Below are 24,007 nucleotides of genomic sequence, written 5' to 3' on the forward strand. Positions count from 1 at the left end.
ACGTGTCTGGCCCGGCGGAACCGGGCCGGACCGCCGGTCAGGCGCGCGGCGCCGGGAACGTCGGGTACTCGACGCCCGACACGTGCTGGACGACGCGGACGACCTGGCAGGAGTAGCCGAACTCGTTGTCGTACCAGAGGTAGAGGATCGCGTTGTCGCCCTCCACCTTCAGGGCGCCGGCGTCGACGATCGAGGCGTGGCGCGAGCCGATGAAGTCGCTGGAGACCGCGTCGGGGGCGCTGATGAAGTCGATCTGGCGCTTCAGCGGCGAGGTCAGCGAGACGTTCCGCAGGTGGTCGAGGACCTCGTCGCGGTCGGCCTCGCGGGCCAGCTGGAGGTTGAGGATCGCGATCGACACGTCCGGCACCGGTACCCGGATCGAGCTGCCGGTGATCCGTGCGTCGAGGTCGGGCAGCGCCTTGGCGACGGCGGAGGCGGCGCCCGTCTCGGTGATGACCATGTTGAGCGGCGCGGAGCGGCCTCGGCGGTCGGACTTGTGGTAGTTGTCCAGCAGGTTCTGGTCGTTGGTGAACGAGTGGACGGTCTCCACGTGGCCGCGCAGCACGCCGTACTCGTCCGCCATCGCCTTCAGCGGCGGCACGATCGCGTTGGTGGTGCAGGACGCGCAGGACAGGATCCGCTCGTCCGGCTTGATCGTGTCGTGGTTGACGCCGTGCACGATGTTGGGGACGTCGCCCTTGCCGGGCGCCGTCAGCACGACCTTGTCGATGCCGGGACGCAGGTGCTTCGACAGTCCCTCGCGGTCGCGCCACTTGCCGGTGTTGTCGATGAGGATGGCGTCGGTGATGCCGTACGCCGTGTAGTCGACCTCGCTCGGGTCGTCGGCGTGGATCACCTTGATCTCGTTGCCGTTGGCGACGATGGTGCTGTTGTCCTCGTCGACGGTGATCGTGCCCTGGAACTGTCCGTGCACGGAGTCGCGGCGCAGCAGTGACGCCCGCTTGACGAGGTCCTGCTCGCCGCCCCCGCGCACCACGACGGCGCGCAGCCGCAGGCCGTTGCCGGACCCGGACTTCTCGATGAGCAGGCGGGCGACGAGACGGCCGATGCGGCCGAAGCCGTACAGCACGACGTCGCGCGGCTCCCGGCGCTCGATCTTGTGGGCGCCGGTGGCACCGGCGACGGCCTCGGCGGTGAACTCCGGCACCGACAGACCGTGGTCGTCCGCCCGGTAGTGCTCGGCGAGCAGGCCGATGTCGATCTGGGACGGGCCGAGGTCGAGCGCGGTGAGGGCCTGCAGGAACGGCAGGGTCTCGGTGACCGAGAGTTCCTCACCGGCGATCTGCCGGGCGAAGCGGTGGGTCTTGAGGATGCTCACCACCGACTTGTTCACCAGGGAGCGGCTGTGCAGCAGGACGGTGACGTCCCGCTCCCGGTGGAGTTTCCCGATCATCGGGATCATCGACTCCGCGATCTCCTCGCGGTTCTTCCAGTTGGTGAACGAGTCGTCGTTGACAGTCACAGAATTCTCTTTCGAGCTAGGTGGCGCTCATATGCTAACCACCTCCTCCTTCGATCATTCAAGCGGCCCCCCGCTCAGGTGTGCGCGGACCTCCGGAGGTGTCCCGGGCCTGCTTTCCGGGGCCCGAGCCCCGCCCTCCGGCGTCCGGAACCCCGCCTTCCGGCGCCCTGGGCCCCGCCTTCCGGCGCCCTGGGCCCCGCCTTCCGGCGCCCGACCCGGCCGGGGCCGCCGCACGTCGCCGAAATGCGCTGCCCCTCTTGGTGCGGAAGGGGCGATACCCGCTCAGGCTGCCCGTAGGCTTGGCCCCGAGTCACGGCGGCGAGGTCAGGCGCAGCCCCGTGGCTGATCACGGAGGGAGTGCTGTGTCCAATCCTCGGCTGGGGGAGCAGCTCTTGGCCGACGGCCCGGTCCGGGCCGCCCGGCCCGGTCCCGCTGCGGGCCGCGGCGCGCACACGCACCGGGACGGCGTGGACCACCCCGTGCTGACGGAGGTCCTGCGGCAGCTGCAGGAGCGCGAGTCGCACGCCACGGGACCGGTCGTCGCGCACTACGAGGACAGTCCCTGAGGTGAGTCACGGTCCCCGAGGGGGAGCGGCGGCCGCGCCCGACGCGCACACGTCGGCGCCCTGGCCGCACCGGCTGCTGGACGTACCCGCTCTCCGGCGCGCGGGCACCGCGCCGGTTCCCTTCCACCAGTTCGTGCTCAAGCTGCACAGCCGCTGCAACCTGCTGTGCAGCTACTGCTACGTCTACACGGCGGCCGACACCAGCTGGCGCCGGCGCCCGGCCCGTGTCACCGAGACCGTCCTGCTGCGCAGCGCCGAACGCATCGGCGAGCACGCGGCGACCCACGATCTGACCCGGATCCGCGTCGAACTCCACGGCGGGGAGCCGCTCCTGGGCGGAGCCGACACGGCACTGAGGCAGGCCGCAGAGGTGCGCGCCGCCGTCGGCGCCGCCACCGGCGCGGGCTGCGAGGTGCAGATCGGCGTCCAGACCAACGGCACCCTCCTCACCACCGACGTCGTCCGGCGGCTCGCGGCCGACGGCATCCGGGTCGGCGTCAGCCTCGACGGCGGCCGCGCCGGACACAACAAACGGCGCGTGGACCACGCCGGCCGCCCCTCCTGGGACGCCGCCACCCGCGGCCTCGCCGTCCTCGCCCGTCACCCCGAGGCGTACGCCGGCATCCTGTGCACCATCGACCTGGACCTCGACCCCGTCGAGGTCTACGACTCCCTGCTGGAGTTCCGGCCCGCCGCCCTCGACCTGCTCCTCCCGCACGCCAACTGGGCCGCGCCTCCACCGGGCAAGGGCCCCTCCAGCGCGGGTTCGGCACCGTACGGCGAATGGCTCGCCCACGCCTTCGACCGCTGGTTCGACGGAGGCAGGTACCGCACCAGGATCCGGCTGTTCACCGAGATCATCGGGCTGCTCCTCGGCTTCCCCAGCAGTGCGGAGGCCGTCGGCCTCTCCCCGGTCGCCGCCGTTCTCGTGGAGACCGACGGGGACATCGAACAGGTGGACTCGCTCAAAGCCGCCTACCAGGACGCCCCTTCGACCGGCATGGACGTCTTCCGCAACAGCTTCGACGACGTCCTGGAGCATCCCGGCATCGCCGCAAGGCAGTTGGGCGTCGACGCCCTCTCCGACACCTGCCGCGGCTGCCCGCTGGTCCGCGTCTGCGGGGGCGGCCACTACGCCCACCGCTACCGGCCCGGCAGCGGATTCCGCAACCCTTCCGTGTACTGCGCCGACCTGGACATGCTGATCCGGCACATCGCCCGCAGACTCGAAGGGGTTCTGGCGGTCGGTCCCCTGTTGCCCGATTGAAGCCGTTCTGATTGCAGTGGAGTTGAAGCCGCGTCAAAATCTTGCTGTGAGCACAGTCGGGGGAACGGCGGTGGTGGACGACGTCTGGCGCGCCCAGAGCATCTGGTCGCAGGCGGCGGACCGCAGCAGAAGAAGCATCGGACGCGCACGGGCGGCGACGCTGTGCGCCTCGGTCGCCGCCGGTGTGCTGGGCGTCGCCTCCTCCCAACTCATGCTTTCTTCAGTCGAGTTGGGGCGCGTCTGCGCCTTCCTCGCCCTGCTCGCCGCCGGCGCCGCACCCCTCGCCGCCCGGGGCGCGGCGCCCGACCGATTACGGGAGTGGACCCGGCTGCGCTCGGTCTCCGAGGAACTCAAGAGCCAGGTCTACGTCTACCTGGCGAAGCTCGCCCCCTACCGGCAGCCGGACCGGGACGCCGAACTCCAGCGCCGTACCGACGAGGTGCAGACACAGGCGGCCGACCTCGCCGCCGCGATCCGCGGCATCCGGCCGGCCGACCGCCCGCTGCCGCCGGTCACCGACCCGGCCGGCTACGTCTCCGGCCGGCTGCGCGGCCAACTCGACGGCTACTACCGGCCGAAGGCGGACGAGATGGCCCGCCGGGCCCGGCGCGTCGAGCGCTGCGGCGTGGCCCTCGCCGCGCTGTCCGTGCTCCTGGGCGCGACGGCCGGCGCCTTCGCCGCCGAACAGGCGGCGGCCTGGATCCCCGTCGTCGCCGCGGTCTCGGCGTCGGTCGTCTCCCACGGAGCGTCCGCACGCTATGTCGCCCTGGAGGTCGAATACAGCAGGACCGCGGGCGAGCTGGACCGCATCCTGAGGTGGTGGGGGCGGCTCTCCCCGGCCACCGGCGCGGAGGCCGACCGGCTCGCCGAACGCACCGAACACGTCGTCTCGGTACAGAACGAGGGCTGGATGGCCAAGTGGACAGCGGACTGAAAGCGGGTCAAGGGTGGTCAAGGTGTTCATCAGCCACAGCACCAGCGAGGATCCGCGGACCGCGGAGTTGAGGGACGCCCTGGCCCGCGGTCTGGAGGACCGCAACTACCACGTACTGCTGGACGTCCGGATCAGGAAACCCGGCCGGCCCTGGCAGCTCAAACTGGCCCAGTTCCTGGGGGAGTGCGACGCCGCCCTCGTCCTGGTGAACGCGGACGCGCTCGGTTCCCCCTGGGTGCGCCGCGAGACCAACATCCTGCACTGGCGCAAGACCCTCCACCCGGAGATGGTCGTGATCACCGTCCTCGTCGACGACGTCACCGCCGGCACCCTGCGCGCCTCCGACCTGCGTTATCTGGCGGACGACGACGTGGAACGGGCCACCAACGGCTCGCCCGACCGGGAGGCGGCACGGCTCGTCGAACTCTTCCCGGAGATCCGGGCCGCCGACGACGCCGTCAGCAAATGGCTGTCCAACATCGGCGTCCAGCTCAGCCACATCCAGGACCCCTCGGTCTTCGGCCGGATGGCTGTCGCCCTCGGCCTGCCCGAGGAGGAGCACGAGGCGGTGACCCCCGGATTCGGCCATCTGCTGCTGGCCTCGCAGATGCTGGACACCCACAACATCGAACGACTCGCCAACACCGTGGCGGAGGCCTGGATGGGCGGCCTGGAGGCCGGCCGCGCCCGCCAGCTCGCGGACATGGTCCTCCCGGTCTGGATCGACCGCGACGAGGCCCGGCGCATCGTGCGCGAGAGGGACGGCTCCACCCGCCGGGTCGTCATCCTCAACGTCCACAGCCCGCAGATCGGCGAGCAGTACCTGGCGCGCGCCTTCTGCGTCGACGCCACCAGCTACTTCATGGCATCGGCCACCGGATTCTCGCCGGGCGTGGAGGACCTGGAGGGGGCCCTGCGCGACCAGTGCGAGGGGGCGGTGAAGTACTACGTCGGCCTCGACCGGGACGACGTGCTCGACCACCCCGACGAGCCCACCGAGTCCGGCCGGTTCTACCTGGTCGTCGACGCCAGGAAGTGCGACCTGGTGATGGTCCACCGGGTCGTCTCCCAGCTCCAGGAGAAGGTGCCCTGGCTGCACGTCCTGGTGATTCCCGGCCGGGGCGGGGACGCGCGGGGGAGCTGGCCCGGTGACCCCGACGAAGTGCTGGTTCTCGACCCACCGTTCGGGGAGAAGCATGAGACTCTGGTCAGGGGAGTCACACGGCGCTTGATCGACCGTCTGAACTCGGTTCACAGGGGGACATGGTGACGGACAATCAGATCCCTGAGGGTCGGCAGGCCGACGCCACGGCCGACGTCGGATGGCTCGACACACCCGACCGCAGCGACGGACGCGTGTACGTGATGCCGGACGACCTCCGCTTCGCGGTGCGCGTCGCCCTCGTCACCCGCCGTCCCCTGCTCCTGCGCGGCATGCCGGGCTCCGGCAAGTCCTCCCTCGCGTTGTACATCGCGACCCGGATGAACTGGCGCTACTACGAACACGTCGTCACCTACCGCACGCAACCCCGCGACCTGCTGTGGAGCTTCGACAGCGTGCGACGGCTCGCCGACGCGCAGGTCACCGTCCGCAGCGGCCGGACACCCGACGACGCCAGCTACGTCGAACCGGGCGTCCTGTGGTGGGCACTCGCCCCCCACTCGGCGCGCAGGCGCGGCAGGCCGGAGGGCACCGGCATCACCGACCCCTGCCCGGACCCCTTCGAGGAGGTGAACGCCACCCGCAAGCCGGACCGGGCCGTCGTCCTCATCGACGAGATCGACAAGGCGGACCCCGACGTCCCCAACAGCCTCCTGGTGCCCCTCGGCTCCCACCGGTTCACGGTGGCCGAGATCGGCCGCGAGATCCGCACCGAGCGGCCGGAAGGGACGGACGGCGAGCCCTCGGACGGCGAGTCCCCGGACGGGGAGCGCGGCGCCCGCCACCTCGTCGTCCTGACCACCAACGAGGAACGCGAACTGCCCCAGGCGCTGCTGCGCCGCTGCGTCGTCCACGTCCTGCCCGAGCACGACCGCGCCATGCTCGTCCGCATCGCCGAGGAGCACATGGCCCTGTGGCCGGGCGGTGTCACGGACACCGACCGCGAGCTCGCGGACGCGGTCGCCGGTGAACTCATGAAGGTCCGCCAGCACGCCGACAAACAGGGCGTACGCCGCCCCAGCACCGCGGAGTACCTCGACGCCCTCCTGGCCTGCCGCTCCCTCGGCATCCGCCCCGGCGACCACGAATGGCAACTCCTCACCAGGAACGTCCTCATCAAGCCCCAGCAAATGGCGGGAGACCGCGCGTGACGCGCGATCCCGGCCCGCCGGAGAAGGCGCGGGGGAGCGACACTCCGGGCCCTCCGCCGTCCGCCCCGCCCGGCCGGGCCAGCTCCGGCCCCCCGCCGTCCGCCCCGCCCGGCCGGGCCGCCTCCGGCGCCCCGCCTCCCGGCCCGCACCGGGTGATCGGGGAGGCCTGGCTCGGGGACGTCGCGCGGGCCGCCCGGGCGCTCGGAGCGCGGACCGCGGAGGACTTCGCCAGGATCGCCGGCCTGCTGGGGGTGGGCGGCGGCGGGGCGGCCGACGTGGAGCTTCCGCCCCGGTCCGAGGAGGGACGGGGCGATCCCGCCCGGGAGGCGACCGCCCGGGAGGCACCCGAGCGGCCCGCCCGGGACCAGGAGCCCCCGCCGCTCTTCCAGCGCCGCCCCACCACCGCGGGCACGAGCACCGTGACCGTCCTGGTCCCCGTCGAACGGCAGCCGCGCCGCCCCGCCCGCTGGACGACCGATCCCATGGCCCGCCCGCCCGGCCGGGACCAGGCGCCGGTCCGGCCCCCGCACCTGCCGCTGCTCGCGCCCCGCTCCACCGCCGCCCTGCTCACCGTCCTGCTGGCCAGGATCACCCGCGACGGCGAACTCGACGTCGAGCGGGCCACCGAGCACCTCGCCCAGGCCCGCCCCCTGACCGCCATCCCCCGGCTGCCCCTGCCCACCCTGCGCTACGGCGTGCAGATCCTCGCCGACAGCTCCAGCGCCATGGAGCCCTTCGCCCGGGACGTCGACGACGTGATCGGCCACGTCCGGGCCCTGGCCGGCGTCGCCGGCACCCAGGTGCTGCGTTTCGCCGACGTACCCCTGCGCGGCGCCGGACCGGGCCCCCGGGCCACCTGGCAGCGCCCGTACCGGCCGCCGCGGCCCGGCGTGCGGGTGCTGATCCTGTCCGACCTCGGCGCCGGGGGTTCCGCGGTGAACCCCTGGCGGGCCACCGAGCAGGAGTGGCGTACCACCATCGCCGCCATCCGCCAGCGCGGCTGCGAACCCGTCGCCCTGGTGCCGCTGCCCGAGCGGCTCTGGCCGGACTGGGCGCGCGGCGGGCTGCTGCCGATGGTCGCCTGGGACCGCGGCACCACCGTCGGCAAGGCGCTGGGAGCCCGGCGGTGAGCCTCGCGTCCGGCGCCGGGCGCGAACTGGCGGTGCTGCTCAGCATCGCGGCCCGGATCGAGCCGGAGCTGATGCGGGCCGTCCGGCTGCGCGCCGCCCGTGACCTGGACGTCGCGGCCGAGGTCGACCTCTGGTTCGGCGACCTGGTCGAACAGCGGGGCTTCGGCTTCGTCGTCCTGGACACCGGACTGCTCCCGGACCTGCGCGCGGAACTGGGTGCCCGGCTGCGACGGGCCGCCGAGGACGACCCGATCCGTCACCTCTGGCCCACCTTCCAGGAGGTGCGCGCCGGCCAGAGCCCCGCCCTGATCGCCCAGGAGGCGGCGACCTGGCAGGCCGTGAACGGCGGACCGGAGGCCGACCGGCGGATCGAGGAGTCCCTCCAGCCCGCCCTGCGCGCCCTCGTCGAGGAGGACGACCGCGAGGGCATCGCCCGCTGGTTCCTGGGCGCCTGGGACACCCTGCCCGAACGGGTGCAGCGCTCCACGACGGCCTGGCAGCTGCTCACCCTGTCCGCGGTCAGACTGGCCGAGACCCCGCCCAGCACCCCCCGCCCGCCCCGCCTGACCCTCGCCGACGTCTCGGTGATCGCCGAGGGGCTGCCCCAGGTGCCGCTGTACCTGCGGTGGGCCGAGCCCCGGCTGCTGGTGAGCGACGGCGACCTGGGCCCGGACACCTTCGCGATCACCGTTCCGGACACCGACCCGCGGGTCGTGGAGCTGGTCACCGCCTCCTCGATCCGCACCATCCTCATCGAACGGGACTCGTCCGTGGAGGAGTGGGTGGGCCCGGAGAGCGGCTGGCTCGGCACCGCCGACGGGGCGATGTACCTGCTGCCCGCCCCGGCGGCCACCCGGCTCCATCCGGTGCCCACGACCCGGCCGGACGGCACGGACGAGCCGGACGAGACCGGCGGCACCGGAGCCGAACCCCCGCCGGCCGCGGGCCACATCAGCATCTGCTACGCCGGGGAGAGCCGCTCCTGGGCCAGGTGGACGGCCCGCCAGCTGGAACGGGCCGGCTGCACCACCACCCTGCTGCACTGGGACACCGCCTCCCGCACCCCCACCGAGTCCCTCGGCGCCCTGCTCGCCGCGCCCGGACAGGTCCTGCTGCTCGTCAACGAACGGGCCCTGCGCCCCGACCTGCACAGCGACCGGGCCTGGGCCGAAGCCTTCCGGATGATCGTGGGCCCGCACCGGGACCGCTTCGCGGCCATCGCCCTGACCGCCGCGCCCCTGCCCGAGGGCACCGACCTGCTGCGCCCGGTGGACGTCGGCGGACTCGACGAGGAGGAGGCCCGGCGCACGGTCCTGGCACGGCTCGGCATCCCGCCCGGCGACCCGCCGGGGCACCCCGACGGCCCGCGCTTCCCCAACGAGCCCGCCCAGGTCCGCGACGCCCCCCGGCGCAACGGCTACTTCACCGGCCGCAAGGACGACCTCGAGGAACTCTCCGAACTGCTCGCCGAGTCCGGTCCGGGAGGCGCGCGCGTGGTCCTGCACGGCATACCGGGCGTCGGCAAGAGCCAGCTCGCCACCGAGTACGCCCACCGCTACGGCGACGCCTACGACGTCGTGTGGTGGATCCAGGCCTCCCAGCGCGGCACCGCACGCGAGGAGTTCGCCGCCCTCGCGGCCCACCTCGAACTGGCGGCGGGCCGCGACTCCGGCGAGCGCATCCGCGCCGTGCACGTCGCCCTGCGCGAACGCACCGCGCCCCGCCGGCGCTGGCTGCTGATCTTCGACGGCGCGGACGAGGTCGACACCATCCGCGACCTCATCCCGGAGGGCCGCGGCGACGTGATCATCACGAGCCTCACCCGGGACTGGGTCAGCCTGCTGGCGTTCCAGGAGTACACCGTCCGGCCCTTCACCCGGAACGAGAGCGTCACCTTCATCCGCCGCCGCGTGGCCCGCGCCACCGCGGCCGAGGCCGAGCAGCTCGCCGAAGCCGCCCAGGACCTGCCCCTGGTGCTCGCCCAGACCACCGCCTGGCTGATCGCCAACGAGACCGAGCCGGTCTCCGAGTACGTCGACGCACTCCAGCGCCAGTCACCGGAGGAGCTGGAGGTGGTCACCGAGGAGGACTACCCGCACGGCTTCGTGGTGTCCTGGGCGCACTTCCTCAACGCCCTGCGCCGGCGCAACCCGGAGGCCGCCGAACTCATCGAACTGATGGCGATGTTCTCCCCGGACACGATCCCCCTCCAGCTCATCGCGGCCGCCCCCACCGGCGTCTTCCCGCCCGGCAGCCTCGCCGCGACGGTGTCCGACTCCACCCGCTGGCAGACCGCCCTCGGCGAACTCGCCCACCTCACCGCCATCCACCTCACCCACACCCAGGACCCCTCCCTCGAGTACGGCGTCGAATCGGCCTGGATGCACCGCCTCTACCACCGCTTCATCCGCGGCAACCTCGACGCCCGCACCCGCGCGACGCTCTCCGCCACGGCCTGCGGCATCCTCGCCGCCGCCAAACCCCGACGCACCACGAACCCGCGCGAGTGGCCCCTGTACGCCCGCCTCATCCCGCACCTGGACACCGCCGGCGCCCTCGAACGCGACGAACCCGACGTGCGCGCCCTGCTGCTGGACTGCATCGACAACCTCCGGGTGCGCGGCGAGTACGACACCGGGCTGCGCCTGTGCCAGCAGGCGGTCGCGCACTGGCGTTCCCGCTATCCCGGCACCGACCCGGACATGCTGACCCTGGAGCACCAGCACGCCAACCTGCTGCGCCGCATGGGCCGTTACCGCGACGCGGAGGCCGTCGGAGCGCAGACGCTCGAGATGCTGGCCCCGGTCCGCCGGCCCGACGACCCCGAACTCCTGCGCGCCAAGGACGGGTTGGGCGGCACCCTGATGGCCCTGGGCCGCTTCCACCGCGCGCGCGACCTCTTCGAGGAGGTGTGGCACGGCTACACGGCCCGCGGGGGGCGCCAGGACAAGCACGCCCTGGAGGCCAAGAGCAACATGGCTCTCACCCTCGGCCTGCTCGGACGCTACCGGGAAGCCCTGGACCTGCACCGCGAGTTGTTCGAGCTGCGCAGCCACCGTCTCGGCGGCGACCACTTCGCCACCCTGTACTCGGGACTCCACATGGCGTGGATGACCCGCCTGCTCGGCCGCTACGGCGACGCGCTGGCCCTCCAGGAGCTCAACGCCCGCGTGCACAGCCGCACCCTCGGCCCGCTGCACCCCCAGACCCTGCGCGCCGAGCACAACCTCGCCCAGTGCCTGCGCCGGGACGGCCGGGTGGACGACGCCTCCTCCCTCTTCACCAGCGTCCTCAAGCGCTCCGAACAGGCCCAGGGCGAACTGCACCCGGAGACCCTCATGATGGCGGCCGACCGGGCCACCCTGATCCGTGCCGACAGCCCCCGCGAGGCCCATGAGCTGGCCCGCACGGTCTACGACCGTTACCTGCGGCTGCTCGGCCCCGACCACCCCTACACGGCGGGCTCGCTGAGCAACGTGGCACTGGCCCGGTGGGCCGAGGGCGACGGGCAGCCCGACGCGGAGGGACCCGCCCTGACCGCCTGGCGGCTGATGGTCCGTGCGGTCGGCGACGAGCACCCCTGGACCCTCGGCTGCCGGCTGAACCTCACGGCGATGCTCGTCCGGGCCGGCCGGGCCGACACCGCGCTCGACCACGACAGCGAGCTGGCCGCCACGGCCGTACGGCAGGTCGGGGCCCGGCACCCGCTGACCCTCGCCGCCGAGACGGCCCGCGCCCACGACCTGCGGGAGCTGGGCCGTGCCGACGAGGCGGAGGCCCTGCGGCGGGAGACCGTAGCCCTGCTCCGCGACACCTTGGGGCCCCAGCATCCGCACACCAGGTCGGCGGAGGAACTGCGCAGGCCCCACTGGGACTTCGAGCCACAGCCCATCTGAACCCGTAGGGCGGGAGAGCAACCGTATGGGAAACGACAGCCTGCCGGTCGGCGAGCACGTCACCGTCAGTTACGCCGGATTCAACCGGCCGTGGGCGTCCTGGATCGTGCATCAGCTGCGCGCCCGCGGCCTGCGCGCGACGGCGGTGCGCTGGAACCCGCGGGTGGACGTCCCGTTCGAGGAGGAGTTCCGCGCGCTCCTCGCCGTCGAGGGCCGCATCCTGCTGGTGCTCGACAACTGGTACTTCAAGCTCGGCCCCATAGCCGAGGAGGACTGGCAGCGCGCCCTGTCGGAACTGGTGCCGCCGGACGCCGACCGGATCGCCGCGGTCTCGCTGGCCACCCAGGAGGTGCCGGACTCCGTCGCCCTGCTCCACCCCGTCGATCTGCACGACCTGGACCAGCACGAGGCCGTACGACGGCTGCTGCGCAGGCTCGCGATCGACCCGGCGCGGCCGGCCGTCCCGCCGCCCACGAACGCCCCCCGCTTCCCCAACGAGCCGCCGGAGATCCTCGACGTCCCCCGCCGCAACCGGCGCTTCACCGGCCGCGACGCCGAACTGGAGCACATCCACGCCCTCCTGAACGCGGACGCGGAACACGAAGCAGCCGCGTCCCGGCTCGTCCTGTACGGCGTCACCGGCACGGGCAAGACGCAGATCGCCATGGAGTACGCCCACCGCTTCGGCAACGACTACGACGTCATCTGGTGGATCGACGCCACCCACCGGGCCAACGCCCGTGAGCGCCTCGCCGCGCTCGCCCCCCGCCTCGGCCTTCCCGTCGGCGAACGCATCGGCGAGCGCATCCGGGCCGTCCAGGAGGCCATGCGCTCCGACGAGAGCAGCCGGCGCCGGCTGCTCGTCTTCGACGGCGCCGACGACGCGACACAGCTCGCCGACCTGCTCCCCGAGGGCCACGGCCACGTCCTGCTCACGGCGACCACCGGGGCCTGGTCCGGCGCTCCCGGCGTCCGCGAGGTCGACGTCCGCCCCTTCTCCCGCCTGGAGAGCGTCGCCTTCGTCCGCCGGCGCGCCCCCCGGGTCACCGCGGGCGAGGCGGACGCCCTGGCCTCGGCCGTCGAGGACCTCCCGCTGCTGCTGGCGCAGACCGCCGCCTGGCTGGACGCCAACGACCTGCCCGTGGCGGAGTACATCCGGCAGCTGCACGCCACCTCCGAACCCGGCATCCAGATCGAGTCCAGCTACCCCAAGGGTTTCCGGACCGCCTGGACCATCACCCTCAACACCCTGCGCGAGCGGCACCACCGGGCCGCGATGCTGCTCAGCCTCCTGGCGTTCTTCTCACCCAACGAGATCCCGGTCCGGCTGCTCACCGGGGTCCACTACAAGGACCTCCACCCCGACCTCGACGAACTGGTCAGGGACCCGCGCGCCTGGCACCTGGCGCTGCGCCGGCTGTCGGAGTACACGGCCGTACGCCTCGACTACCAGCAGGACCCGGCGGAGAACCCGGCCGTCGAACAGGTCCGCATGCACCGGCTCTACCACCGGTTCCTGCGCGAGGCACTCGACCCGGACGAGGCGAAGCTGTACTCCGACATGGCCTGCCAGGTGCTGATCAGCGCCGACCCGCGGCGGCCCGCCGACACCCGTGACTGGGGCCGCTACGCCCGGCTCATCCCGCACCTGGAGTTCGCCGGCGCCTTCGGCAACCCCCGCCCGGCCATGCACGAACTGGTGCTCAACTGCGTCGAGTACCTGCGGGTGCGGGGCGAGTACCGCAGCGGGCTGAAGCTCGGCGACGAGGTGCTGGCGCACTGGCAGCGCACCCTCGAACCCTCGCACGGCGCCCTGCTGTCCCTGCAGTACAAGCGCGGCAGCATCCTGCGCCAGGCGGGGCACTACCGGGAGGCCGAGGAGCTCGGCCGGACCGTGGTGCGCCGGCTCACCGCCGACAGACCCGCCGACCATCCCGACCTGCTGCGGGCCAAGGACGGACTCGGCAGCACGCTCCTCGCGCTCGGGCAGTTCACCCAGGCCCGCGAACTGTTCACGGAGGCGGCGGCGCGGTTCGCCGAGCAGTTCGGCACCGAGGCCCCGCCGACCCTGGCCGCCCGGCACAACCTGGGCCTCGCCCTGATGCTGCTCGGCCGTTACCCCGAGGCCCGCGAGGTGCACCGCGAGGTCCTCCAGGTACGCCAGCGCCGGCTGCGCTCCCGTCACCACCTCACCCTGCACTCCGGAGCCGTCTACGCCCGTCTGATCCGGCTGCTCGGCGACTACCCGGAGGCCGCCTCGCGCCTGGAGCAGATCGTCCGCACCCTGCGCCAGATCACCGACGACCGCCATCCCCAGTCGATCATGGCCGACCACCAGCTGGGCCTGTGCCGCCGTCGCGCCGGCGACTACGAGGAGGCGAGGGAACGGCTCTCCTCGGCCGCCTTCCGCGCCGCCCAGGTGCTCGGCCCCAACCATCCCGAGACCCTCGTGGCGGAGGCCGACTACGCCACCTTCCAGCGCGAGCACGGCGACCTCGGCTCGGCCGTCAAGTACGCCGAGTCCGTGGCCGAACGGTACGCCCGCCTCCTGGGCCGCCACCACCCGTACAGCATCGGCACCCGCGCCAACGCGGGCATGGCCCTCGGCCACGCGGGCGACCACGACGCCGCCCTGCGGTACGCCGAGACCGCGCACCGGGAGATGACCGCCGCGGTGGGCCGCGACCACCCCTGGACGCTGGGCTGCGCCCTGAACGTGAGCGCCGCCCGCAGCCGCGCCTACGACGTGGAGGGCGCGCACGAGGCCAGCCACGACACCCTCGTCCGCTCGATCAGGGTGCTCGGCCCCGCCCACCCGCTCACCCTGTCGGCCAAGATGGCGCTCGCCGACGACCTGCGCGCCCTGGGCCGTGCCCCGCAGGCGGCGGGCTTCGAACGGGACGCCGTACGGCAGCTCGCCGGCACCCTGGGCCCGGAGCATCCGCACACCCGGGACGCACAGCGGCGGGTCCGGCCGTACTGGGACTTCGAACCCCAGCCGCTCTAGAGCCTCTCCTAGGTGACGGACGCACAACCACCGCTGGACAAAGGCGACCTGACGCACAATGGGATACGAGCCGCAGCACTCGCCGACGTCCCCAGGAGCCCGCCCATGAGCGCAGGGCCGTCCCCTTCCCCTCCTTCCTCCCCGTCCCCCTCGTCCTCTTCGTCTCCCCCCTCTCCCGTGTCCCTCGTCTACGCCGGTGTGAGCAACGGCTGGGCCCAGTGGATCTCCTGGGTGCTGGCCCAGGAGGGCTGCGCCGTCAACGAGTTGCGCTGGTCGCCGCTGAGCCGGCTGCCCGAAGTCGGTGAACTCCTCGACTTCTTCGGCCGGCCGGGACGCGTCCTGCTGGTCCTGGACGACTGGTACCTGCGGTTCGACACCGGACGCAACCGCGAATGGGCGCAGGTGCTCCACCATGTGATGCCCCGGCTGCGCGACCGGGTGGGGGCCGTCACCGTCACCACCCGCGCGCTGCCCGACGAGGCCGTCAGCCTCGGCGCGGTGACCCTGCGCGGGGTGGGACCGGAAGAGGCCAGGCGCCGGGTGCTGGGCAAGGTCGGCCTGGTCCCGCGCCGGCCCTACCGCCGCCCCGGCGAAGGACCCCGCTACCCCGAGGACCCGCCCGCGGTGACCAACGCGCCGCGCCGCAACCCGCGGTTCACCGGCCGCGAGGACCTCCTGGACGAGGTGCACGACGTCCTCACCTCCGGCAACGGCCGGGGCCGCCGGGTGCTGCTGCACGGTCCGCCCGGCGTCGGCAAGAGCCAGACCGCCACCGAGTACGCCCGGCGGTTCGCCGGCGAGCACGACCTCATCTGGTGGGTGCCCGCCGCGACGAAGGCGGCCGCCCGCGAGGGGTTCGCGGCGCTGGCCCGGCTGGTCGGGCTCGGCGAGGGGGACCAGCTCACCGGCCAGATCGAGACGTTGCAGCGGGCGTTCGCGCACGACGAGGGCCGCTGGCTGGTGATCTTCGACGGGGCGGAGGACGTCGACGAGATCGCCCCGCTGCTGCCCCAGGGACGCGGCCAGGTGCTCATCACCGCCCAGACCGACGCCTGGACCCGGCACGGCGCCGTCGCCCGCGCACTGCCCCCCTTCGACCGCGAGGAAAGCGTCGCCTTCGCCTGCCGGCGGGCCCCGCAGATGAGCGAGCGGCAGGCGGGGGAACTCGCCGACCTCGTCGGCGGTCTCCCGCTCCTCCTCGACCAGAGCGCCGCCTGGATCGACGCCCACCCCGCCGCCGACATCACCCAGTACCTGACCGCGCTCAAAGAGGGCGACCCGCACGGACCGGCCCCCGCCCCCGACGTCCCGCCCGCCCACCGGCTCGTCTGGGCGAGGACCCTGCGCTCCCTCGAGGACCGCTCGCCCTCGGCGCACGCCCTGCTGTTGCTGCTGACCTTCTTCAACCCCGACACCCTGCCGGTGCGGCTGCTGCGCTCGGCCCGCCCCAGCGGCCTGCCCCCGCGCCTGGCCGGGCTGGCCACCGAGCCCGGCGGCTGGGACGCCGCCCTGCTCACCGTCTCCGAACTCACCTCGCTGCGCGTGGAGTACGACACCGACTCCCGGCAGGACCTCGTCAGCGTCGTCTCCCTGCGCATGCACCGCAGTTTCCGCCACTTCGTCCGCGCCGGCCTCGCCCCGGACACCGAGCGGCTCTACGCGGCCACGGCGGCCCGCGTCCTGGTCGACTCCGACCCCGGCGAACCCGGCAACCCCGCACACTGGCAGCGCTACGCCGAACTCCTGCCGCACCTCGACCCCTCGGGCGCCGTCGACTCCGAGGACGGCGACGTACGCCGGCTCCTGCTGAACTGCATCGAGTACCTCCGGGTGCGCGGCGAGTACCAGGGCGGCCTGCTGCTGACCCGGCGCGTCCTGAACAGCCTGCGGTCCGCCTCCGGGGCGACCGACGGCGGCGCCCTGGCCGCCGCCGACCAGGAGGCCCGGATGCTGCGCGGCCTCGGCCGGTACGCGGAGGCGGAGGACGCCGGCCGGGCCATGCTCGCCCTCCTGGACTCCACGGGGGCCACCGGCGCCGAACTGCTGCGCGCCAAGGACGGCCTCGGCGGCACCCTCATGGCCCGCGGCCGCTACGACGAGGCCCGCGCCCTCTACGAGGAGGCGGCGCGCGACGCGGCGGAGCGCGGCGAGCGGTACGAACCGCAGACCCTGCAGTTCCGCACCAACCTCGCCCTGGCCCTCGGGCTCCAGGGGCACTACGCCGAATCCTGCGCCCTGCACCGCGAGGTGTACGACCGCAGGGTGGCGCTGCTCGGTTCACGGGAGCGCCGCACCCTCCAGTCGGGCAGCTGCACCGCCCGGATGCTGCGCCTGCTGGGCCGCCTCGGTGAGGCCCGCAGCCTCCAGGAGTACAACGTGCACCTGCTGCGCCGCACCCTCGACGAGGACCACCGCCAGACCCTGCTCGCCGAACACAACCTGGCCCTGTGCCGACGCCGGGACGGCGAACTGGAGGCGGCGCTGGAGACGATGCGGGAGGTGCGCCGGCGGCTGATCCTGCTCAGCGGCGTCGACCACCCCGACGTCCTGCTGGTCTCCCTCGACTACGCGATGCTGCTGCGGGCGCTCGGCCACCGCGGCCGGGCCCGCGAGCTGGTCGAGTCCACTGCCGAGGCCTACGCGCACAAGCTGGGCGAGCAGCACCCGTACGCGATCGGCGCCCGCAACAACCGCGCGATCCTGCTCCTGGACGACGGGGAGGCCGAAGCCGCCCGGGACCTGGCCGTGAGGTCGACGCGCGAACTGGAGGCGGCGGTGGGGCGCGGCCACGTGTGGGCGGTGGGCTGCGCGATGAACGGCGCGTCGGCACTGGCCGCCGCCGGCGATCCCCGGGCCGCGGTGGAACTGGGCCGGGACGCGCTGGAGCGGGCGGTGGCCGCCGTCGGCGCCGGACACGTGCTGGCCGTCAACCTGGAGGCCGGGCTCGCCCAGGACCTGCGCCTGCTGGGGGAGACCGAGGAGGCGGACGCGCGCGAACGCGGGGCGCTGGCGGCCCTCGCCGTCACCCACGGCGCGGACCACCCCCAGACCCGGTACATGCGTTCCGGCGCCCGCCCCTACTGGGACTTCGAGGGTCAGCCGGTCTGACGCGCCCTCGCGCCTTTCTCGCCGAGACCCTGACCTCGCTGCACTCGCTCGGCGTGCCCGTGGACCGGCACACCCTGCCGGCCTGCGCCCGGCTCGCCGAACGGATCGCCGTCCTCGACCTCGACCGGCTCGACGGCCTCACCGACCCGTTGGAGACCGCCGAACGGGCCCTGCTGCTGACCGTCCTGCTGGAGCCGGTCCTGACGGCGCTGCGCCGCATGGCCCAGGACAACGAGTCGGCCCGGCGCCACACGCCGTAGCGGCGGCACCGCGCACCGTAGGGGCGGCGTCCCGCGAAGCGGAGGTGGCCTCCCGCACCGTGCAGGCGGACGGCGGGCAGGACGAGGCGGGCGGCCGAGAACCCGATTGCCCGCCGGCGGATTGGGTACGCGTGGCCGGACCCGCCAATCACCGCTACCCGGGGAGTTGCCATGGAGACACCCGCCCACGACACCGCCGCCGCGCGGGCGCTGGACGCGCTGGCCAGGGACACCGGCGACACGACCGCACTGGACACCCTCGCGCACTGCGACGTCCTGGTGCCGGTGCCCGAGGACGCCACCGACGAGGACGTGACCGATCCCAGCATGCTGGCCCTGCCCGTCCTGGAGCAGCCGGGCACGACGCCCGTCGTCCCGGTCTTCACCTCCGAACCCGAGATGGTCGACCTGCTCCCGGGGGTGGACCGCTACCGCCTGGTGCCCCTCGGCGCACTGGCCCACCAGTGGCCGGAGGGTGAGCTGTCGCTCTCCATCGACGCCGCGGGCGACCACCCGCTGACCCTCACCTCGGAGGGGGTGCGCACCCTGCTGGCCCGCTGAGCCCGGTCGTCACCCGGCCGCCGGCCCCGGGGGCGCCACGCCCGCCCGCCGCGCCGGGCTCAGCCGGCCAGCATGCGGGTCAGCACCGCGCGCTGGAGCGGCAGCACTTCGTCGTGCAGGGCCCGGCCCTCGGGGGTGAGGGCGACCCACACCCCGCGCCGGTCCTCCGCGCAGACGGAACGCTCCACCAGACCGTCCTTCTCCAGGCGCCCTATGAGGCGCGAGAGCGCGCTCTGGCTCAGATGGACGCGTCCGACGAGGCTCTGCACCCGGCACTGGTCGCCCGGCCGGGGGGCCTCGGTGGCCAGGATGTCGAGCACCTCGAAGTCGCTCGCCCCGAGACCGTGCGGATGCAGTACGCGGTCGATCTCGCACGTCGTCCGCGCGTGCACCGACAGAATGTCCCGCCACCGGTCCTCGAGGTCCGTTCCGGCCGTCTTCGCTGCCATACCTGCACGGTAACACCGAGAACCCAGTTTGTTTACTGTGCAACTAGTGCGGGTGCAAGGGGATCACGGACCTGCACGGGAGGCGGGACGAGGGCTCAGGAGGCCGCCGGGTCCTGGGTCAGCCCGACGAGGTTCCCGTCGGCGTCCTTCACGAAGGCGATCAGCTTGCCACCGCCGACGTCCTGCACGTCCTGGAGCACCTCCGCCCCCGCCTCCACCAGCGCCGCCAGCCGCGTCCGGATGTCGGCGACGTGCCAGTACGGCACGGGGCCGGTCATGCCTTTGGCGTGGCCGTTGGGGTCGAGCCCGACGTCCTGCCCCGCCGACCTGAAACCGACGTAGTAGCTCTCGTCGGCGTAGGGCTCGACCTCGAGTAGCGCCCGGAACAGGGCCTTCGCCCGGTCGAGGTCCTTGACGGGGTAGATGACGGTCTGCAGGCCGGTCTTCATCGCGCACGCTCCTCGCTGAGGTGGGGGACCGACGGACACCGTCGGTGCTCCCACGCTAGGCGAGGGCCGCACCGGGCGCTTCTTCGGTCCCGGCCGGCCGACGGCCGAACGCGGCACGCACAAACCCGTGCCCGGCTCGCCCCGCCGGTCCTCCGGGGCACGCACACGCCCCGGCCCGCGCGCCCGCCACCGCTACGGCACCCGAGTGGACCGGCCCCGTGAGGCCGCCGCCACGTGCGTCTCTCTGCCCCGTCGGCACCCGGTCCCGTCCGCCCTCACGTCGACTCGCGCGTGACCAGTTCCGTCGGAAGGATGACCGCGGCCGGGTCCTCGCCGCCGATCTGTGCGAGGAGGACGCGGACCATCTCGCTGCTGATCCGGTCCCAGGGCTGGCGGATCGTGGTGAGCGCGGGGGTGGAGGAGGTGGCCGCGGGGGAGTCGTCGAAGCCGCCGACCGCGACGTCCTCCGGCACCCGGCGGCCCGCCTGCCGCAGCGCGGCCAGCACACCCTGTGCCATCAGGTCGGACGCGACGAACACCGCGTCCAGGTCGGGGGCCTGCGCCAGCAGCCGCTCGGCGCCCGCCTCACCGCTGGCCCGGCTGTAGTCCCCGGACACGACCAGCCGCTCGTCGACCCCGATGCCCGCCTCGGTGAGCACCTCCTTGTAGCCGGCGAGCCGCTCCACACCACCGGGGGTGTCCAGCGGGCCCGTGACCACACCGATCCGGCGCCGGCCCCGGTCGAGCAGGTGACGCACCATGTCCCGGGCGCCGTCGCGGTCGTCGGCGGCCACGTAGCTGACCTTCGACCCGATCCCGATCGGTTTGCCGCAGGCGACGAGCGGCACGCCCGCCTCGCGCAGCTCGGTGGCGACCGGGTCCCCGGAGTGGCTGGACACCAGCAGCACCCCGTCCACGTGCCCGGCGGTGATGTAGCGGGTGATGCGCCGCCGCTCGTCGTCGGTCCCGGCCAGCATCAGCAGCAGGGGGAAGTCGTGCGCGGCCAGTGCCTGGGTGCAGCCCCGCAGCAGGACGTTGAAGTTGGGGTCCTCGAAGAACCGCTCCTGAGGCTCCGTCAGCAGGAAGCCGACGGAGTCGGAGCGGCCCGTGATCAGGGAGCGGGCGTGCCGGTTCACGACGTAACCCGTCCTGCGGATGGCGGCGTCGACCGCCTGCTGGGCGGCCGGGCTGACGTAGTGGCCGCCGTTGAGCACGCGCGAGACGGTCCCTCGTGAGACTCCCGCCTCGCGTGCCACGTCGTGGATGGTCGGCGGCTTGCGCCTGCCCCCGGTGTTGCTCATGGTCATGACTTTACGGCCCCGGACAGCAGGTCCAGGCTCCAGAACCGCTGAACGACCAGGAACAGTGCGACCAGCGGAAGCACCGCGAGGAACGCGCCGGTGATCACCAGCGTGTACAGGGCCGGAGAGTTGGCGCCCTGCTCCAGCAGCGTGAACAGACCGAGCGTGATCGGGAACTTCTCGTCGTCGCTGAGCATGATGTACGGCAGCAGGAAGTTGTTCCACACGGCGACGAACTGGAACAGGAACACCGTCACCATGCCGGGGATCATCATCGGCAGCGCGATCCGGGTGAAGATCCGCCACTCGCTCGCCCCGTCCATCCGGCCGGCCTCCACCACGTCGGCCGGCACGGCCGCGGCCGCGTAGATGCGGGAGAGGTAGACGCCGTAGGGGGAGAGGATCTGCGGCAGCAGCACGGACCAGTAGGAGTCCGTGAGATCGGCCTTGGCCAGCAGCAGGTACTGCGGGACGGCCAGGATGATCGGCGGCATCAGCACGCCTGCCAGCAGGACGTTGAACATCGTCTCGCGACCGCGGAAGCGGTACGTCGCCAGCGCGTAGCCGCTGAACGCGGACACGCACGTCGACAGCAGGGCGCCGAGACCGGCGTAGAGGGCGGAGTTGCCCATCCACTTCCAGTAGACGCCGTCGCGGTAGGCGTTCAGGTCCTCGATGTTGTCGATGAAGCCACTGCCCGGCAGGAACGTGAAGGTGGAGAAGAGTTCGCTGCCCGACTTGGTGGAGGCGATGACCACCCACGCCACCGGCAGCAGGCAGTACAGCGCGCCCAGCAGCAGCGTGATCGTGGGGACCAGGGCGATACGGCGGCGCAGCGGCGGTCGGCCGCGGTCGGCGCCCGTGCTGCCGGCCGCCGACGGGGCCTTGTGGACGGCGAGAGAACTCACTGGGCTGCCCCCTGCTTGTTGCGACGGTTCGCGGCCCGCAGGAAGCCGAAGGACAGCAGCAGCGTGGCGACGGCGATGATCACGGCCTGGGCGGCCGCCGCGTGGATGTCACCGGTGCCGAACGCGTCCCGGTACACCTTCATCAGCGGACTCCACGTCGTGGAAACGGAGTTGGTGAGCGGTTTGAGGGTCGTCGGCTCGTTGAACACCTGGAGTGTCGCGATGATCGAGAAGAAGAAGGTCAGCACCAGCGAGGGCGCCACCATCGGGATCTTGATCCGGAGCGCGATCTGCAGCGGGGTGGCGCCGTCCAGCCTGGCCGCCTCGTACACCTCGGCCGGGACGGCCCGGAGCGAGGTGTAGATGACGATCATGTTGAAGCCGGTGCCGCCCCACACCGCGATGTTCGACAGGGCGAGATACAGCGGGCCGCCGTCCAGCAGGTCCGGCTGCGGCAGGCCCAGCCGGTCCAGCACGAAGTAGAACGGGCTGACGTCCGGCAGGTACAGGAAGCCCCACAGCAGCGCCGCCACCACGCCGGGGACGGCGTACGGCAGGAAGATCGCGAGGCGGGTGAACGGGGCCAGCCGCACCTTGTCCGAGTCGAGCATCAGCGCGAAGACCAGGGCGAGGCCCAGCATCACCGGGACGACGATGCAGCCGTAACCGAGCACGCGCAGCGCGCCGTTCAGCAGCTCGCTGTCGGTGAAGGCGTCGGTGTAGTTCTCCAGGCCGGCCCAGACCTCCTTGCGGGCGCCGGAGCCCAGGCCGAGGCCGGACACCTTCACCTTGCGGAAGCTGAGCCAGAGCGCGTACCCGATGGGCAGCGCGAAGAACAGGGTGAAGAGGACGGTCGCGGGGAGGAGGAAGAAGTAGGGGGCGCTACGCGTCCGGTCGCGGGTGGTGGCGGGGGACGGGGGGACGTACGGGGCTTCCTCGACCCCGTACGACGTCCGGTGCGCGCTGGTCACTCGGAGACCTCGAAGCCCTGCTTCTTCATGTCGGCGACGGTGTCCGCCTGCATCTTGTCCAGGGCGGCGGAGAAGTCCGACTTGTTCTTCGCGGCGGCGCCGAAGGCGTCCTTGAAGGTCGTGTAGGCGACGTTCACGTTCGGGCCCCAGGCGGAGGGAGCCGTGGTCTTCGCGATCTTCGCGGCGGTGGTGTAGAAGTCCGCCTGGTTCGAGAAGTACTCCGGCGGGTTGATGAAGGCGCCGCTGAGCTGGGCGGAGCTGGAGGCCGGGTAGATGCCGCTCTCCTTGGCCAGCGCGTTGAGCGCGTCACCGTCGGTGTTCAGCCAGGCGGCGAACTTCGCGGCGGCCTCCTTGTTGCCGGAGTCCGTCGTGACGGCGGTGGACGAACCGCCCCAGCTGCCGGTGACGTCGTCGGTCTGCGACCACTGGGGGAGCGGGGCCATGGCCCACTTGCCCTTGGTGTCCGGGGCGGCGGTGGTCAGGGTGCCCGGTGCCCACACGGCGCTGACCCAGGCGATCTGCTTGCCGGTGTTGAGCGCCTTGTTCCAGGCCGGGGTGTACATCGGCTGGTTGTCGACGGCGCCCTCCTTGACGAGGCCGCCCCAGAAGTCGGCGACCTTCTTGGTGGCCGCGTCGTTGATGCCGACCTGCCACTTGTCGCCGGCGGTGGTCCACCACTTGGCGCCGGCCTGCTGGGCGAGGCCCGCGAAGAGTCCGGAGTCGTTGGCCGAGAAGGTGGTCAGGTCCGTGTCGGGAGCCTTCTTCTTCAGCGCGCGGGCGGTCTCGGCGAACTGCTCCCAGGTGGTGGGGACGGTCAGGCCGTACTTCTCGAACAGGTCCTCGCGGTAGTAGAACATCATCGGGCCGATGTCCTGCGGCACCGCGTAGACCGCGTCCGTGCCCAGCGTCGTCTGCTGCCAGACGCCGTCGGCGAACTTGCTCTTCGCGTCGCCGACGTTCTTCGCTATGTCCGCCAGTGCGTCGTTGCTGACCAGCGTCGGCAGCGCCTGGTACTCGGCCTGGACCAGGTCGGGGGCCTTGCCCGCCTTGTGCGCGGTGAGGATCTTGGTGACCAGTGTGTCGCCGGAGGCCTGCTTCTTCACCGTGACGGTGATCTGCTCCTTCTTGCCCGGCCCCTTGTTCCACAGGTCCACGACCTTGTCCATGCCGGGCGTCCACGTCCAGTACGTGAGCGAGACCGGCCCCGACCGGGCCCCGCCGTCGTCGTCGGACGAGCCGCAGGCGGCGAGTGCGGTGGCGCCGAGCGCGACGGCGACGGCGGACGCTGCGACCTCGAAGAGCCGCCGGCGCTGGGTGTTGGGCATGGGTTTCTCCCCTGACCTGGGTTCCCGCCCGCTGCGGAAACCTGCCATGCGTCACATGAACCGGTGTCCTCGCCCGTCG

At 72.8% G+C, this 24,007-nt stretch carries 18 protein-coding genes; 11 read left to right on the top strand and 7 right to left on the bottom strand.

The window, feature by feature from the left end; genetic code table 11:
- Nucleotides 1–37: 37 nt before the first annotated feature.
- Entirely contained in the window at nt 38–1,483 is a 1,446-nt protein-coding gene (locus ACIP5W_RS29805) for a glyceraldehyde-3-phosphate dehydrogenase (protein WP_401480126.1), read from the bottom strand.
- 362 nt (nt 1,484–1,845) lie between these two features.
- On the opposite strand from ACIP5W_RS29805, the gene ACIP5W_RS29810 reads away from it, so the two are divergent.
- The 11 genes from ACIP5W_RS29810 (at nt 1,846) to ACIP5W_RS29860 (ending at nt 18,525) form a co-directional block, all read left to right on the top strand.
- Nucleotides 1,846–2,049: a hypothetical protein gene (locus ACIP5W_RS29810; protein ID WP_401480129.1), complete on the top strand. Its 204-nt coding sequence runs from the start codon at nt 1,846–1,848 to the stop codon at nt 2,047–2,049.
- A gap of 1 nt (nt 2,050) precedes the next feature.
- Nucleotides 2,051–3,316: an FxsB family cyclophane-forming radical SAM/SPASM peptide maturase gene (locus tag ACIP5W_RS29815; RefSeq protein ID WP_401480132.1), complete on the top strand. Its 1,266-nt coding sequence runs from the start codon at nt 2,051–2,053 to the stop codon at nt 3,314–3,316.
- Nucleotides 3,317–3,362: 46 nt separating this feature from the next.
- Nucleotides 3,363–4,250: a DUF4231 domain-containing protein gene (locus tag ACIP5W_RS29820; protein WP_401480135.1), complete on the top strand. Its 888-nt coding sequence runs from the start codon at nt 3,363–3,365 to the stop codon at nt 4,248–4,250.
- Nucleotides 4,251–4,272: 22 nt separating this feature from the next.
- Complete coding sequence (locus ACIP5W_RS29825; RefSeq protein ID WP_401480138.1) at nt 4,273–5,520, top strand: toll/interleukin-1 receptor domain-containing protein; 1,248 nt, start codon at nt 4,273–4,275, stop codon at nt 5,518–5,520.
- The gene (locus tag ACIP5W_RS29830) at nt 5,514–6,563 is read left to right on the top strand and encodes an AAA family ATPase (RefSeq protein ID WP_401480141.1); all 1,050 of its coding nucleotides are present in this window, start codon (nt 5,514–5,516) and stop codon (nt 6,561–6,563) included. The genes ACIP5W_RS29825 and ACIP5W_RS29830 overlap by 7 nt, the downstream gene beginning before the upstream one ends.
- Complete coding sequence (locus tag ACIP5W_RS29835; RefSeq protein ID WP_401480144.1) at nt 6,560–7,693, top strand: hypothetical protein; 1,134 nt, start codon at nt 6,560–6,562, stop codon at nt 7,691–7,693. The genes ACIP5W_RS29830 and ACIP5W_RS29835 overlap by 4 nt, the downstream gene beginning before the upstream one ends.
- Nucleotides 7,690–11,589 carry an FxSxx-COOH system tetratricopeptide repeat protein gene (gene fxsT / locus ACIP5W_RS29840; RefSeq protein ID WP_401480147.1) on the top strand — a complete coding sequence of 1,300 codons (3,900 nt, stop codon included), beginning with the start codon at nt 7,690–7,692 and terminating at the stop codon, nt 11,587–11,589. Before ACIP5W_RS29835 ends, fxsT (ACIP5W_RS29840) begins: the two co-directional genes overlap by 4 nt.
- A gap of 25 nt (nt 11,590–11,614) precedes the next feature.
- Nucleotides 11,615–14,596, top strand: coding sequence for an FxSxx-COOH system tetratricopeptide repeat protein (fxsT, locus tag ACIP5W_RS29845; protein ID WP_401480151.1), 2,982 nt, complete (start codon nt 11,615–11,617; stop codon nt 14,594–14,596).
- A 177-nt stretch (nt 14,597–14,773) separates the two neighbouring features.
- On the top strand, nt 14,774–17,704 hold the full coding sequence (gene fxsT, locus ACIP5W_RS29850; protein ID WP_401480154.1) for an FxSxx-COOH system tetratricopeptide repeat protein: 2,931 nt from the start codon (nt 14,774–14,776) through the stop codon (nt 17,702–17,704).
- A 53-nt stretch (nt 17,705–17,757) separates the two neighbouring features.
- Nucleotides 17,758–17,964 carry a hypothetical protein gene (locus ACIP5W_RS29855; RefSeq protein ID WP_401480157.1) on the top strand — a complete coding sequence of 69 codons (207 nt, stop codon included), beginning with the start codon at nt 17,758–17,760 and terminating at the stop codon, nt 17,962–17,964.
- 171 nt (nt 17,965–18,135) lie between these two features.
- Complete coding sequence (locus ACIP5W_RS29860) at nt 18,136–18,525, top strand: SseB family protein (protein ID WP_401480160.1); 390 nt, start codon at nt 18,136–18,138, stop codon at nt 18,523–18,525.
- A 59-nt stretch (nt 18,526–18,584) separates the two neighbouring features.
- Here the strand turns inward: ACIP5W_RS29860 and ACIP5W_RS29865 are convergent, their stop codons facing one another.
- The 6 genes from ACIP5W_RS29865 to ACIP5W_RS29890 form a co-directional block, all read right to left on the bottom strand.
- Entirely contained in the window at nt 18,585–18,974 is a 390-nt protein-coding gene (locus ACIP5W_RS29865) for a MarR family winged helix-turn-helix transcriptional regulator (RefSeq protein WP_401480163.1), read from the bottom strand.
- 95 nt (nt 18,975–19,069) lie between these two features.
- On the bottom strand, nt 19,070–19,423 hold the full coding sequence (locus ACIP5W_RS29870) for a VOC family protein (RefSeq protein ID WP_401480166.1): 354 nt from the start codon (nt 19,421–19,423) through the stop codon (nt 19,070–19,072).
- Nucleotides 19,424–19,698: 275 nt separating this feature from the next.
- Nucleotides 19,699–20,730 carry a LacI family DNA-binding transcriptional regulator gene (locus ACIP5W_RS29875; RefSeq protein ID WP_401480169.1) on the bottom strand — a complete coding sequence of 344 codons (1,032 nt, stop codon included), beginning with the start codon at nt 20,728–20,730 and terminating at the stop codon, nt 19,699–19,701.
- The gene (locus tag ACIP5W_RS29880) at nt 20,727–21,632 is read right to left on the bottom strand and encodes a carbohydrate ABC transporter permease (RefSeq protein ID WP_401480172.1); all 906 of its coding nucleotides are present in this window, start codon (nt 21,630–21,632) and stop codon (nt 20,727–20,729) included. The genes ACIP5W_RS29875 and ACIP5W_RS29880 overlap by 4 nt, the downstream gene beginning before the upstream one ends.
- Entirely contained in the window at nt 21,629–22,603 is a 975-nt protein-coding gene (locus ACIP5W_RS29885; RefSeq protein WP_401480175.1) for a carbohydrate ABC transporter permease, read from the bottom strand. The genes ACIP5W_RS29880 and ACIP5W_RS29885 overlap by 4 nt, the downstream gene beginning before the upstream one ends.
- Complete coding sequence (locus ACIP5W_RS29890; RefSeq protein WP_401480178.1) at nt 22,600–23,928, bottom strand: ABC transporter substrate-binding protein; 1,329 nt, start codon at nt 23,926–23,928, stop codon at nt 22,600–22,602. Before ACIP5W_RS29890 ends, ACIP5W_RS29885 begins: the two co-directional genes overlap by 4 nt.
- Nucleotides 23,929–24,007 lie beyond the last annotated feature (79 nt).

It is taken from the genome of Streptomyces sp. NPDC088766, from assembly GCF_044750845.1.
GTDB lineage: Bacteria > Actinomycetota > Actinomycetes > Streptomycetales > Streptomycetaceae > Streptomyces.